Below are 13921 nucleotides of genomic sequence, written 5' to 3'. Positions count from 1 at the left end.
GATTTATAAAAAATAGCGGCTTGTCGTAGTCATTGCCCTAGCCTGTTACTCTTTGTGATACATGGCAAACGCATCTAATACCAAACAAATTGCATTCAAAGATAGTAACTTGGGGCGGGAGTGAGGAGTAGGGAATAGGAATATGATGTTTGAGCGCAACTTATAGTTTTACGTAGCTAAACTACTTTTAACATTTTGTTTGCTGAAAACATTTTTATTTTAAGCAACTGCTTGCAATGAACAAAAAAAAAATTTACCTTTCGCTATTCTCAGAATAACGAACAATGGTAATTATGGCTTACGAATCTTGGTCAAAAGTTGTAATTCGTACAGTTTTGGAATGGGAAAGACGTAAAGCCGAGCTACAATCTACCTCGGCTATTCCAGAACAAAAAACAAAGTCCAAAAACAAAACTGCTTAGTAACGATACTCAATGGCTGTAACGAAGTGGCCATCTACACATATTTTTTTTTAGGCAGCCATTGAGTATTAATCGTTTATCTTGACCTTTCAACTCTTGCCAGTAACTTTTATTAGCAAAAGCCTGTATAATTCTTTCTTTAGCAATCAGGGATTCTTTGGCTGCATTATGAGTTGTTCCAAGCGCGATCGCAATTTGTTCTTTGAGGTCATTTTTGATTTGTTCGATTGCTGAACTTGGTGGTAAAGTTTCTAAAGTATTCAGTGATGCACGCAGCGTTTTTACTTCTGGCGGTTCCTCTACAGGAATTTGTTCATCTGTGTCAACTAAGTTCGCTAACCGTTCAGCTTCTTTCGCTAAAAAATCTACTACTTGGATATCTAATATTTTGGATGAAATCATATTTTTATTGCTACAGTTGCCAGCTTTATACAAACGGCACTGAAAATAATAGATAGCTTCTCCATCCTTATTTACCCGTTTTGCATGGCGTGTCATCGAACCTCCGCAATGAGAGCATTTGATTAAATTAGAAAACGGGTTGACTTCGTTATCTTCTCTGGAAGCCCAGCGGTTATTGCGATTTTCTCTAATAATTTGTTTTACTCTTTCATGCTCTTCGTAAGTGATGATTGCCTCATCGTCATGAGTTCCCCATTTTACTTTCCACTCATCAAAGTTTTTGCGTTTTCCCTTTGATTTAACGTAGGTATCATAAGGCAAACCCCCAGCATAAACAGGGTTTACTAATAACGCTTTTAAACCTGCGATCGACCATCTCAACCCAGACCAGGGATAACGCAAAGGATGGTTTACTTTATTTGGTGTAAAGACAATTTTATCTAAGTCATCATCATTGACAATTCGTGAAGATGTTTCTGGTTTGTTCAAATCAAAAGCTTTTGTTTCTATACCGAAATCTGCGTGCAGTTTACGCACAGTCGCCGCAACGGAACCGCACTCAAAAAAAGTATTAAAAATATACCTAGCTACATCAGATACAGTTAATTCTCTGCGTCCTTCTAATAAGCAAACGCATGGTGAGCGATCGCAAACATATTGATCTTTGTCGATACGATAACCTAATGGGGCAACTCGGTGACTTTTTCCTTGATTCACCCGATGACGACGTTCACTCTTTAACCTTTCTGTCACCATTCGCACCTCAAATTTGGCAGCCGCCAGCAACATATCTATTGTTAATTCACCGCCAAGGCTATCAGGGTCAACTCCTTGGTCTAAGGCTATCAGTTTAATTCCCTTGGAACGCAACACCTCCAACAATGAATAAAACAACCGCGATGATGAACCAATCCGGTCAATTCTGGTAAATTGCAGAGATTTAACTTTACCCTTGGGCGAAGTCTTCAAATCATTAATTAATTGTTGTAACCCTTCCCTAACTTCAGTTGTCCGCGACTGAATATCCCAGTACACTTTGGAACATCCTGCACCACGCAAGCGTTCTATTTGTTTACGCAACGCACCTTTATCTGTTTGCTGTTCCTCACCACTAACTCTCGCATAACCCCAAATTTCCATAACAGCGTATAGATACGACTTTCAATTATATTTGATAGCTCATACTTCTAGTCTCAGAAGTTCTCAGAACAGATGCAAAAGCATCAGGGTGAAATATTAGGGGTATAAATAAGAATGAGCGTCATTTATCTTGATAATAATGCGACTACTAAGGTAGATCCACAGGTTATAGAGGCAATGATGCCCTATTTAACCGAATATTACGCCAACCCCTCAAGTATGCACACCTTTGGCGGGCAACTGGCTAAAGCAGTGAAAACAGCCAGGGAACAGGTAGCCGCCCTCTTAGGTGCAGATGAATCAGAAATTGTTTTTACGAGTTGTGGAACCGAGGGAGATAACGCAGCCATTCGCGCCGCTTTGTTAGCCCAGCCAGAAAAGCGCCACATCATCACCACCCAGGTAGAACATCCGGCGGTGCTGAATGTCTGCAAACAACTAGAAACCCAAGGTTATAGTGTTACTTATCTTTCAGTAAATAGTCAGGGGCAGTTGGATCTAGATGAACTAGAAGCCTCGCTGACAGGGAACACCGCCTTGGTAAGCATCATGTATGCTAACAACGAAACAGGCACAATTTTCCCGATAGAGCAGATTGGATTACGCGTCAAAGAACGCGGCGCATTGTTCCACGTAGATGCAGTGCAAGCAGTGGGGAAGATTCCCCTGAACATGAAGACCAGTACAGTAGATATGTTAACTATGTCTGGTCATAAAATTCACGCACCCAAGGGTATTGGCGCGTTGTATGTGCGCCGGGGCGTGAGATTCCGTCCCCTGTTGATTGGTGGACATCAAGAACGCGGTCGCCGCGCGGGTACAGAGAATGTTCCTGGTATCGTTGGTTTAGGTAAAGCAGCCGAGTTGGAATTGCTGCATTTAGAAGAAGCAACTGCTAGAGAAAGACGGTTGCGCGATCGCCTGGAACAAACTCTCCTCGCTAAAATCCCTGATTGTGAAGTTAACGGCGATCCCAAAAATAGATTGCCCAACACCACCAACATCGGTTTTAAATATATCGAAGGTGAAGCAATCCTACTTTTGTTAAATAAACACGGTATCTGTGCCTCATCTGGTTCCGCTTGCACCTCCGGTTCACTCGAACCATCCCACGTTCTCCGGGCAATGGGTTTACCATACACTACCTTACATGGTTCCATTCGCTTCAGTCTTTGTCGCTACACCACCGACGCTGAAATCGATCGCGTCATTGAAGTCATGCCCGAAATTGTAGAACGTCTCCGCGCTCTGTCGCCATTCAAAAACGACGACGCAGGTTGGTTGCAATCGCAGTCATTAGTCAATAGTCATTAGTCATTTGTCAATGGTCATTTGTCATTGGTCATTTGTTATTAGTGACCAAGGACAAACAACAAAGAACAAATGACAAACAACAAAGGACAAAATTCATGTGGGACTACACAGATAAAGTATTAGAACTGTTTTACGATCCCAAGAATCAGGGAGTCATCGAAGCAACGGGTGAACCTGGAGTTAAGGTTGCAACGGGAGAAGTAGGAAGCATTGCCTGCGGTGATGCGCTGAGACTACACCTGAAAGTAGAAGTAGCAACTGATAAGATTCTAGATGCACGCTTTCAAACCTTTGGCTGTACCAGTGCGATCGCTTCTTCTAGTGCATTGACCGAAATGGTTAAGGGTTTGACTTTAGATGAAGCTCTGAAGGTATCTAATAAAGATATTGCCAATTACCTCGGCGGTTTACCCGAAGCCAAAATGCACTGCTCAGTTATGGGTCAAGAAGCCTTAGAAGCCGCAATTTATAACTATCGTGGCATTCCGCTGGTTGCCCATGACGATGATGACGAAGGCGTTTTAATTTGCTCCTGCTTTGGTATTACTGATACAAAAATTCGCCGCGTAGTGAAAGAAAATAACCTTACTACTGCGGAGCAGGTAACAAATTATGTCAAAGCTGGTGGCGGATGCGGTTCCTGTTTAACAAAAATTGATGATATTATTAAAGATGTAGAGCAGGAAGTCGCCACAGTCAGTAAAAACAGCAATAACGGCACAAAAACTACAGAAATTCTTAATTCCGGTCAAATAGCTACAGCCACAAGACCACTAACAAACGTTCAAAAGATTGCCTTAATTCAAAAAGTTCTCGACGAAGAAGTAAGACCCGTTCTGATTGCAGACGGTGGAGATGTAGAACTCTACGACATAGAAGGAAACACCGTTAAAGTCATCCTAAAAGGTGCTTGTGATTCTTGTCCCAGCAGCACCGCCACCTTAAAGATAGCGATTGAATCGAGACTGCGCGATCGCATCAGTAAAGAAATCGTAGTAGAAGCAGTCTAATTAAGAGTCATTTGTCATTAGTCATTGGTCATTAGCGAAATACAAATGACAAAGGACAAATGACCAATGACAACCAAAAGAACTTTCACAACTTCATAACCAACCGTATGTACATTATGCCAGCGAGATTTTCGGTAGAGCGATCGCCTCCGGCGGCGTTCTACAACCCCTCACAGCCATAGCTCAACAGGCGTGAGATTCTCAAACAAACGCAAAGACCGACTAAACCAACCAATTGTAGGAAAGAGAACCATGACTGACGATAAAATTAGACAGATAGCTTTCTATGGTAAAGGCGGTATTGGTAAATCTACCACCTCCCAAAACACCCTGGCAGCTATGGCAGAAATGGGTCAACGCATCATGATCGTAGGATGCGACCCTAAAGCAGACTCCACCCGTTTGATGCTCCATGCCAAAGCACAAACCACCGTATTACACTTAGCTGCTGAACGCGGTGCAGTAGAAGACCTAGAACTCGAAGAAGTAATGCTCACCGGTTTCCGTGGCGTTAAGTGCGTAGAATCTGGTGGCCCAGAACCCGGTGTAGGTTGCGCTGGTCGTGGTATTATCACCGCTATTAACTTCTTGGAAGAAAACGGTGCTTACCAAGATCTAGACTTCGTATCCTACGACGTATTAGGTGACGTTGTGTGTGGTGGTTTCGCAATGCCTATCCGTGAAGGTAAAGCACAAGAAATCTACATCGTTACCTCTGGTGAAATGATGGCGATGTACGCTGCAAACAACATCGCTCGTGGTATTTTGAAATACGCTCACTCCGGTGGTGTACGCTTGGGTGGTTTGATTTGTAACAGCCGTAAGACAGACCGGGAACACGAACTCATCGAAACCTTGGCAAAACGGTTGAACACCCAAATGATTCACTTCGTACCTCGTGACAACATCGTTCAACACGCTGAATTGCGTCGGATGACCGTTAACGAGTACGCTCCTGACAGCAACCAAGGTAACGAATACCGTGAGTTAGCTAAGAAGATCATCAACAACGACAAACTCACCATTCCTACACCAATTGAAATGGATGAATTAGAAGCACTGTTGATTGAATACGGTATCCTTGATGATGATTCCAAGCACGCAGAAATCATTGGTAAGCCCGCAGAAGCTACCAAGTAGGTAATTCCCTAATTAGGAGACAAGGAAAGTATGAAGATTGAAGTGTGAAGTATGAAGTGTGAAGTATGAAATCTAGAATATTTCAACCTTTAACCTTCAGCTTTGATCCTTTAGCCTTCAACCTTCATCCTTCTCCTCTCCCTCATCTCTTTTCCCCATCCTTAACAGTAACCGAGGCAGACATGACACCTCCAGAAAACCAAAATCTTGTAGATGAAAATAAGGAACTTATTAAAGAAGTTCTGAAAGCTTATCCCGAAAAATCTCGCAAAAAGCGCGAAAAACACCTCAACGTCCACGAAGAAAGCAAGTCCGATTGCGGCGTTAAGTCTAACATCAAATCCATTCCTGGTGTAATGACCGCTCGTGGTTGTGCTTACGCAGGTTCTAAAGGTGTGGTTTGGGGCCCTATTAAGGACATGATCCACATCAGCCACGGCCCAGTAGGATGCGGTTACTGGTCTTGGTCTGGTCGTCGTAACTACTATGTAGGTATCACAGGTATCAACTCCTTTGGTACAATGCACTTCACCTCCGACTTCCAAGAACGCGACATCGTATTCGGTGGTGACAAAAAATTAACCAAAATCATCGACGAACTAGAAGTTCTTTTCCCCCTCAACCGTGGTATCTCCATTCAATCTGAATGTCCCATCGGTCTAATTGGGGATGACATCGAAGCTGTAGCTAAAAAAGCTTCTAAGCAATATGGTAAACCAGTTGTACCCCTACGTTGCGAAGGTTTCCGTGGTGTATCCCAGTCTTTAGGTCACCACATCGCTAACGACGCTATCCGTGACTGGATTTTCCCTGAATTTGACAAGGCTAAGAAAAACAACACAATCGACTTCGAGCCAAGCCCATACGACGTAGCATTAATCGGTGACTACAACATCGGTGGTGATGCTTGGGCCAGCCGGATGTTATTAGAAGAAATGGGCTTGCGTGTTGTAGCTCAGTGGTCTGGTGACGGTACACTGAATGAGTTGATTCAAGGCCCTGCTGCTAAATTAGTTCTGATCCACTGCTACCGTTCTATGAACTACATCTGCCGTAGTTTGGAAGAACAATACGGTATGCCTTGGATGGAATTCAACTTCTTCGGCCCCACCAAGATTGCTGCATCTTTACGCGAAATTGCCGCTAAATTTGACTCTAAGATTCAAGAGAACGCTGAGAAAGTCATCGCTAAGTACACACCAGTGATGAATGCAGTACTTGAAAAGTATCGTCCTCGCTTAGAAGGCAATACCGTTATGTTGTACGTAGGTGGTCTACGTCCTCGTCACGTTGTTCCCGCCTTTGAAGATTTGGGTATCAAAGTTGTCGGTACAGGCTACGAATTCGCTCACAACGACGACTACAAACGTACCACCCACTATATCGATAACGCCACCATCATTTACGATGACGTTACCGCCTACGAATTCGAGGAATTCGTTAAAGCTAAGAAGCCTGACCTAATCGCTTCTGGTATTAAAGAGAAGTACGCCTTCCAAAAGATGGGTCTTCCCTTCCGTCAAATGCACTCTTGGGATTACTCCGGCCCTTATCACGGTTATGACGGATTTGCTATCTTCGCTCGTGATATGGATTTAGCACTCAACAGCCCAACTTGGGGCTTGATTGGCGCTCCTTGGAAGAAAGCTGCTACCAAAGCTAAGGCTGCTGCTTAATTCCCAAGAATAAACGGATAGCCTGGGGTTTGTCGCCCCAGGAACCGAGGGAAGAATGGTGAATGCTGAATGCTGGATAAAGACTTTTATTCATTATTCATGATTCATCACTCGTGACTCCCAAAGGGGAGGAGCGAAGTCCCCAGGCTCTCCCAACACTTCAATTACTACACCAACCAGCAAGCGTAGAGAGACAGACAAATGCCACAGAATCCTGACAGAATTGTAGACCACGTTGATCTATTCAAACAGCCAGAATACACCGAGCTATTTGAAAACAAGAGAAAGAACTTTGAAGGCGCACACTCTCCTGAAGAAGTTGAAAGAGTGTCTGAATGGACAAAATCTTGGGACTACCGGGAAAAGAACTTCGCTCGTGAAGCTTTAACCGTTAACCCCGCTAAAGGTTGCCAACCCGTAGGCGCAATGTTCGCTGCTTTGGGTTTTGAAGGTACTCTTCCCTTCGTTCAAGGTTCTCAAGGTTGTGTGGCTTACTTCCGTACACACCTCAGCCGTCACTATAAAGAGCCTTGCTCCGCAGTGTCTTCTTCTATGACAGAAGACGCAGCAGTATTCGGTGGCTTGAACAACATGATTGAAGGTATGCAAGTTTCATACCAACTGTACAAGCCTAAGATGATTGCTGTTTGCACCACCTGTATGGCTGAAGTTATCGGTGATGACTTGGGTGCGTTCATCACTAACTCTAAGAATGCTGGTTCTATTCCTCAAGATTTCCCAGTACCTTTTGCTCACACCCCCAGCTTCGTAGGTTCCCACATCACTGGTTACGACAACATGATGAAGGGAATTCTGTTGAACCTGACAGAAGGTAAGAAGACAGCTACCAGCAATGGCAAAATCAACATCATTCCTGGTTTTGATACCTATGTAGGCAACAACCGCGAAGTTAAGCGGATGTTGGGTGCTATGGGTGTTGACTACACCATTCTGTCTGACAGCAGCGATTATTTCGATTCACCCAACACTGGTGAATTCGATATGTACCCAGGTGGTACAAAGCTGGAAGATGCTGCTGATTCTATCAATGCTAAGGCAACAGTAGCTCTCCAAGCTTACACCACTCCCAAAACCCGCGAATACATTAAAACCCAGTGGAAGCAAGAAACACAAGTTCTGCGTCCCTTCGGTGTTAAAGGTACTGACGAGTTCTTGACTGCGATCGCTGAATTGACTGGTAAAGCGATTCCTGAAGAGTTGGAAATCGAACGCGGTCGTTTAGTTGATGCTATCACTGACTCCTACGCTTGGATTCATGGTAAGAAGTTCGCTATCTACGGCGATCCTGATTTGATCATCTCCATCACCAGCTTCTTGTTAGAAATGGGTGCAGAGCCTGTACACATCCTCTGCAACAATGGCGACGAAGCTTTCAAGAAAGAAATGGAAGCTATTCTCGCTGCTAGCCCCTTCGGTAAAGAAGCTACTGTTTGGATTCAAAAAGACTTGTGGCACTTACGCAGCTTGCTCTTCACCGAGCCTGTAGACTTCTTCATCGGTAACTCCTACGGTAAGTACCTGTGGCGCGATACCAAGATCCCAATGGTACGGATTGGTTATCCTCTGTTCGATCGCCACCACTTACACCGCTATGCTACCCTCGGCTACCAAGGTGGTCTAAACATCCTCAACTGGGTTGTTAATACTCTGTTGGATGAAATGGATCGCAACACCAACATCACTGGTAAGACCGATATCTCCTTCGACTTGATTCGCTAGAAATTGCTACAAGCTTGTTTGTTAAAAACAGCTAAGTAAGTCAAAAGGTAAAAGGCAAAGGTAAAAAACTTACTCTTTTGCCTTTTGACTTTTTACCTTTTACTTTTTAACCTACCTATCCCTTGATTCGTTTTCTCTATCATGGACAGCATCAATCACACTCACTCTCACGTTCATTTCCATCCACCTAACTATAAAAAGTCTCCTCTACTTAATCCTCTGCGTCGTCTGGTGGACGGAATTCAAGTTAAACATAATCGCTTCGCTCATCTAATCTGCCAGGTTATTCCTTGCTGTTGTCCTTTTGAGCGAAATATTAGTTTATTTGGTCGGACTTACCATATTCCGGCTTTATGTAAGCTGAATCCTCTCTATGATGAGTTTGTTGGCTTACGTTTTCGGGCTTTGTCTTACCTCGCTGATGAATGTGGTGAGGATGTGACAAGGTATATTTGCTAATTATCTTCAATCTCGCCTGAAGATAGGGGTTTGGGGCTATTTCTAAATATATATTTGTGTAGTTATATAAATGTCTCACCCCAAAATCAGGTAAACATTTTTTTATCTTTCGTAGTGAACGATACTTTTAAGTTTCTTGTAAAAGTCGATGTTATAGAAATGAATTACTGATGCACATGGGGAATTGTGTGTCGGGTATGGAAAAGATTTTTGCAGGAAGTTTTTGTGACAGTTAACAGTAATCGGTAGACTTCTGGCATAAGTGTTTTTTTGTTTCGCGCAAAGGCGAGGCAGCGCGTTGGGCGGGTTCCCCGACTTGAAGCGACTGCCGTCGCAAAGAGGTCTAGTGAATTGATGGGTGATTATTGTTAACTGTTTTTTCTAAAGTAGGATTTAACGAACCGCAAAGGACGCAAAGGACACTAAGGAATGAGAGTTTGAGAGAGTTCTTAGTTCAGTCCTAATCAAAGAATACTGAATTTTTATCGAACCACAGAGGCGCGGAGAACACAGAGGAAGAGAAATGAATACCCAAAAGAAGGTTAATGAACTGCTGAATGAGTCGGGATGCGAACATAATCAGCAGAAGAAGGGCGAGAAGAAGAATAAGTCTTGTACGCAACAAGCGCAACCTGGGGCGGCTCAAGGTGGCTGTGCTTTTGATGGGGCGATGATTGCTCTAGTCCCGATTACTGATGCGGCGCATTTGGTTCACGGCCCGATCGCCTGTGCTGGTAATTCTTGGGGTAGTCGTGGTAGTCTCTCTTCTGGGCCTGTGCTTTATAAGACGGGTTTTACTACCGATATGTCTGAAAATGATGTGATTTTCGGTGGTGAAAAGAAGCTTTACAAGGCAATTTTAGAAATTCATCAGCGTTATAATCCAACGGCTGTGTTTGTTTACGCTACTTGTGTGACGGCTTTGATTGGCGATGATATCAATGCTGTTTGCAAGGCGGCGGCTGAAAAAATTGGGACTCCGGTTGTCCCGGTGATTGCGCCGGGATTTATTGGTAGTAAGAATTTGGGCAACCGTTTTGGCGGTGAAGCTTTATTAGATTATGTTGTCGGGACAGCAGAACCGGAGTTCACAACGCCTTATGATATAAACTTGATTGGCGAATACAATATCGCCGGGGAAATGTGGGGAGTCCTGCCTTTATTTGAAAAATTAGGCATCCGCGTACTATCCAAAATCACGGGTGATGCTCGTTATCAAGAAATTTGTTACGCTCACCGTGCGAAGTTGAACGTGATGATTTGTTCGCGGGCGTTGCTGAATATGGCGAGGAAGATGGAGGAGCGATATGGGATTCCCTACATTGAAGAGTCTTTTTATGGCATTGATGATATAAATCGTTGCTTGCGGAATGTGGCTGCTAAGTTGGGCGATCGCGATTTACAAGAGCGCACGGAAAAGCTAATTGCAGAGGAAACGGCGGCTTTGGATATCGCCTTGGCTCCCTATCGCGCTCGACTCAAGGGTAAGCGTGTAGTTCTATATACTGGCGGTGTGAAGAGTTGGTCTATTATTTCTGCCGCTAAGGATTTGGGGATAGAAGTTGTGGCTACTAGCACCCGCAAGAGTACGGAGGAAGATAAGGCAAAAATCAAACGCTTGCTCGGTACAGAAGGGATGATGCTAGAAAAAGGCAATGCTCAGGAGTTGTTGCGATTGGTCAAAGACACAAACGCTGATATGTTGATTGCGGGTGGTCGTAACCAATACACAGCCCTAAAAGCGCGGATTCCTTTCCTCGACATCAACCAAGAACGCCATCATCCGTATGCTGGGTATGTGGGAATGTTAGAGATGGCACGAGAGTTATACGAAGCCCTCTACAGTCCTATCTGGGATCAAATTCGTAAGCCTGCGCCTTGGGATGAAGAAGCCGGGACTTTAAATAATTTTATGTCAGCAGATGAGATGTTCTCTGAAGAAATAGGGGTGTAGGGGGGTAAGGGTGGTAAGGGTGGTAAGGGTGTAAGGGCAAGAATTAAAAACGAAGTAATCATTATTTCCTCCCCTACACCCTATACCCCACACCCCTACACCCCCCCGAAGGGTCAAGGTCAATAGAAGAGGTATTTTAGATGGCGATCGTTACTGTTCCCGAAAAATCAGTTGCAGTTAATCCCCTCAAACAAAGCCAAGCTTTAGGTGCATCCCTCGCCTTTTTGGGATTAAAGGGAATGATACCTCTGTTTCACGGTTCTCAAGGGTGTACCGCTTTCGCCAAGGTTGTGCTTGTACGGCATTTTCGGGAAGCTATTCCCCTAGCCACTACAGCCATGACTGAAGTAACTACGATTTTGGGCGGCGAAGAGAATGTGGAACAGGCACTTCTGACGCTAGTTGAGAAGGCCAAGCCAGAAATTATTGGTTTGTGTACCACTGGATTAACAGAAACCAGAGGCGATGACATTGAACGCTTCTTGAAGGATATCCGCGATCGCCATCGGGAATTAGACCACATCCCCGTTATCTTTGCACCGACACCAGATTTTAAAGGTGCATTACAAGATGGTTTTGCTACTGCGGTGGAAAGCATTGTTAAAGAAATTCCTCAAGCTGGTGGAATTAGAAGCGAACAAGTCACAATTTTGGCTGGTTCTGCTTTTACTCCAGGCGACTTACAAGAAATCAAAGAGATTGTCACTGCTTTTGGATTAGACCCTATCTTTGTACCTGACCTCGGCGCATCTTTAGATGGTCATTTGGAAGATAACTATAGTCCGGTGACAGGTAGCGGTACGAGTGTGAAACAACTACGACAAGTAGGTTGTTCTGCTTTTACCATCGCTTTGGGTGAAAGTATGCGAGGTGCTGCCAAAATTCTAGATGAACGGTTTAACATTCCCTACGAAGTGTTTGGTGAACTGACTGGTTTGGAACCAGTAGATGAGTTTCTGCAAGCATTATCGATTTTGAGCAGCAATCCAGTACCCGAAAAATACCGCCGCCAACGTCGCCAATTGCAAGATGCGATGCTCGATACGCACTTTTATTTTGGTGCAAAAAGAGTATCTCTAGCATTAGAACCTGATTTACTTTGGGGAACAGTGCGCTTCTTACAATCAATGGGAACACAAATTCATGCGGCTGTGACCACGACGCGATCGCCTTTACTTGAAAAACTGCCAATCAAGAGTGTCACCATCGGTGATTTAGAAGACTTTGAAGAACTAGCAGTAGGTTCTGACTTACTGATTGGTAATTCTAACGTGGCGGCGATCGCAAAACGTCTGTCGATTCCTCTTTATCGTTTAGGTTTGCCCATTTACGACCGTTTAGGAAATGGTCTGTTTACAAAAGTTGGCTATCGCGGCACGATGGAGCTTTTGTTTGGCATCGGCAACCTATTTTTAGAAGCTGAAGAAGAGCACGTTAAACACTTTTTCAATGATGTTTAGGGGCTAGGGACTAGAGGCTAGGGGTTAGATATTAGGAAACGTTTTCAAACTCTATGATCCCCCCAACCCCCCTTAAAAAGGGGGGCTAAGAAACTCTTAAAGTCCCCCTTTTTAAGGGGGATTTAGGGGGATCTAAAAAGTTAAGAGGCTAAACGAATAGTTTGAAACAAGCCCTAGTAACTGGTAAATCTTCAATCAGTTTACTCATCACTAACACCCAAGTCCTAAAACTTAATACCTAATACCCAAACCCCACAAAGTAGGAGAACAGAATGAAAATTGCCTTTACAACCAGTGACCACACACACATCAATGCTCACTTTGGCTGGGCGAGAGAAATTGATGTCTACGAAATCAATGCCGAAGGATATCAATTTTTAGAAACTCTCAACTTTGAGGGTGAGCTAAAAGAAGATGGTAACGAAGATAAAATCACACCCAAACTTGACGCACTGGTTGACTGTGCAATTGTTTATGTGACAGCAATTGGTGGAACTGCTGCTGCTAAGTTAATCAAGAAAGGTGTTACCCCAGTTAAAGCACGCACCGAAGAAGAAAAAATTGAAGAAGTGCTAACTAAACTAGTCCAAACTCTTAAAGGTAATCCTCCACCTTGGTTGCGGAAAGCTCTCCAACCTAAAACAAAAAGTTTTACAGATGAACTTGAGAACGAAGCAACTGTATGAACGCAGATAATACTGTTAACGGAACTACTAGTCTCGCAGCCTTAAACTCTCCCTTCATTAAGGCTTTAATCCTTCAAATTCGGGGACAAGATAGTTATGGATTCTACCGTAATTGGTCAGATGAATTAATCTTGAAAGCATTCGTCGTCCCTAAAAAAAAAGAAACGCGAAATTCCCATTGAAGGCGAGGTAGATGCAGCAACACAAGCCCGGATTTTAGTATTCTTTCGGGCGATCGCTGCCAGAATTGAACAAGAAACAAATCTGATATCTCAGGTTGTAGTTAACATCAACCATGAGGGTTTCGGCTGGGCATTAGTGTTTTCTGGTCGGCTTTTGCTAACAGTCAAAACCTTAAGAGATGCTCATCGGTTTGGCTTTGAATCTCTAGAAAAGTTAGCAGAAGAAGGCGAAACTTTTGTCCAAAAAGGATTGGATTTAGTTAATCGCTTCCCCGAAGTAGGAAAAATTTAAAAGTAGTAGGTTGGGTGAAGCGTGAGCGTAACCCAACAAAGTCT

12 protein-coding genes and 1 pseudogene are annotated in these 13921 nt (G+C 43.8%); 12 read left to right on the top strand and 1 reads right to left on the bottom strand.

The features are described from left to right. Positions 1–293: 293 nt before the first annotated feature. Positions 294–422 carry a hypothetical protein gene (locus ACX27_RS34895; protein WP_256364395.1) on the top strand — a complete coding sequence of 43 codons (129 nt, stop codon included), beginning with the start codon at positions 294–296 and terminating at the stop codon, positions 420–422. Between the two features lie 9 nt (positions 423–431). Here the strand turns inward: ACX27_RS34895 and xisF are convergent, their stop codons facing one another. Further along, positions 432–1964 (bottom strand): fdxN element excision recombinase XisF, encoded by a 1533-nt coding sequence (gene xisF, locus ACX27_RS12165; RefSeq protein WP_335337804.1) that lies wholly within the window; start codon positions 1962–1964, stop codon positions 432–434. A 114-nt stretch (positions 1965–2078) separates the two neighbouring features. On the opposite strand from xisF, the gene nifS reads away from it, so the two are divergent. From nifS to ACX27_RS12120, 11 genes and pseudogenes are all read left to right on the top strand, one after another. Beyond that, positions 2079–3278: a cysteine desulfurase NifS gene (gene nifS, locus ACX27_RS12160; protein ID WP_062292559.1), complete on the top strand. Its 1200-nt coding sequence runs from the start codon at positions 2079–2081 to the stop codon at positions 3276–3278. A gap of 95 nt (positions 3279–3373) precedes the next feature. Next, on the top strand, positions 3374–4288 hold the full coding sequence (nifU, locus tag ACX27_RS12155; protein WP_062292556.1) for a Fe-S cluster assembly protein NifU: 915 nt from the start codon (positions 3374–3376) through the stop codon (positions 4286–4288). Positions 4289–4347: 59 nt separating this feature from the next. Next, positions 4348–4470, top strand: a complete 123-nt coding sequence (locus ACX27_RS34890) for a hypothetical protein (protein ID WP_256364394.1) — start codon at positions 4348–4350, stop codon at positions 4468–4470. A 70-nt stretch (positions 4471–4540) separates the two neighbouring features. Beyond that, entirely contained in the window at positions 4541–5428 is an 888-nt protein-coding gene (nifH, locus tag ACX27_RS12150) for a nitrogenase iron protein (protein ID WP_062292553.1), read from the top strand. A 182-nt stretch (positions 5429–5610) separates the two neighbouring features. After that, positions 5611–7104: a nitrogenase molybdenum-iron protein alpha chain gene (gene nifD, locus ACX27_RS12145; RefSeq protein ID WP_062292550.1), complete on the top strand. Its 1494-nt coding sequence runs from the start codon at positions 5611–5613 to the stop codon at positions 7102–7104. A 201-nt stretch (positions 7105–7305) separates the two neighbouring features. Next, complete coding sequence (nifK, locus tag ACX27_RS12140) at positions 7306–8844, top strand: nitrogenase molybdenum-iron protein subunit beta (protein ID WP_062292547.1); 1539 nt, start codon at positions 7306–7308, stop codon at positions 8842–8844. Positions 8845–8985: 141 nt separating this feature from the next. Next, positions 8986–9303 carry a Mo-dependent nitrogenase C-terminal domain-containing protein gene (locus tag ACX27_RS30865; RefSeq protein WP_083468725.1) on the top strand — a complete coding sequence of 106 codons (318 nt, stop codon included), beginning with the start codon at positions 8986–8988 and terminating at the stop codon, positions 9301–9303. 523 nt (positions 9304–9826) lie between these two features. Beyond that, positions 9827–11257 carry a nitrogenase iron-molybdenum cofactor biosynthesis protein NifE gene (nifE, locus tag ACX27_RS12135; RefSeq protein WP_062292543.1) on the top strand — a complete coding sequence of 477 codons (1431 nt, stop codon included), beginning with the start codon at positions 9827–9829 and terminating at the stop codon, positions 11255–11257. A 140-nt stretch (positions 11258–11397) separates the two neighbouring features. Continuing rightward, complete coding sequence (nifN, locus tag ACX27_RS12130) at positions 11398–12717, top strand: nitrogenase iron-molybdenum cofactor biosynthesis protein NifN (RefSeq protein ID WP_062292539.1); 1320 nt, start codon at positions 11398–11400, stop codon at positions 12715–12717. A 272-nt stretch (positions 12718–12989) separates the two neighbouring features. Next, the gene (gene nifX, locus ACX27_RS12125; protein WP_062292536.1) at positions 12990–13403 is read left to right on the top strand and encodes a nitrogen fixation protein NifX; all 414 of its coding nucleotides are present in this window, start codon (positions 12990–12992) and stop codon (positions 13401–13403) included. Next, a pseudogene (locus ACX27_RS12120) lies at positions 13400–13877 on the top strand (NifX-associated nitrogen fixation protein). Before nifX ends, ACX27_RS12120 begins: the two are co-directional and overlap by 4 nt. Positions 13878–13921: the final 44 nt, after the last annotated feature.

The organism is Nostoc piscinale CENA21 (genome assembly GCF_001298445.1).
GTDB lineage: Bacteria > Cyanobacteriota > Cyanobacteriia > Cyanobacteriales > Nostocaceae > Nostoc_B > Nostoc_B piscinale_A.
This window is presented reverse-complemented; position numbering and strand designations above follow the sequence as displayed.

Coding starts and splice junctions, on each gene's coding strand:
- nifK (WP_062292547.1), top strand. CDS start 7,306: ATGCCACAGAATCCTGACAGAATTGTAGACCACGTTGATCTATTCAAA.
- ACX27_RS30865 (WP_083468725.1), top strand. CDS start 8,986: ATGGACAGCATCAATCACACTCACTCTCACGTTCATTTCCATCCACCT.
- nifX (WP_062292536.1), top strand. CDS start 12,990: ATGAAAATTGCCTTTACAACCAGTGACCACACACACATCAATGCTCAC.
- nifH (WP_062292553.1), top strand. CDS start 4,541: ATGACTGACGATAAAATTAGACAGATAGCTTTCTATGGTAAAGGCGGT.
- ACX27_RS34890 (WP_256364394.1), top strand. CDS start 4,348: ATGACCAATGACAACCAAAAGAACTTTCACAACTTCATAACCAACCGT.
- nifS (WP_062292559.1), top strand. CDS start 2,079: ATGAGCGTCATTTATCTTGATAATAATGCGACTACTAAGGTAGATCCA.
- xisF (WP_335337804.1), bottom strand. CDS start 1,964: ATGGAAATTTGGGGTTATGCGAGAGTTAGTGGTGAGGAACAGCAAACA.
- nifN (WP_062292539.1), top strand. CDS start 11,398: ATGGCGATCGTTACTGTTCCCGAAAAATCAGTTGCAGTTAATCCCCTC.
- nifE (WP_062292543.1), top strand. CDS start 9,827: ATGAATACCCAAAAGAAGGTTAATGAACTGCTGAATGAGTCGGGATGC.
- nifU (WP_062292556.1), top strand. CDS start 3,374: ATGTGGGACTACACAGATAAAGTATTAGAACTGTTTTACGATCCCAAG.
- ACX27_RS34895 (WP_256364395.1), top strand. CDS start 294: ATGGCTTACGAATCTTGGTCAAAAGTTGTAATTCGTACAGTTTTGGAA.
- nifD (WP_062292550.1), top strand. CDS start 5,611: ATGACACCTCCAGAAAACCAAAATCTTGTAGATGAAAATAAGGAACTT.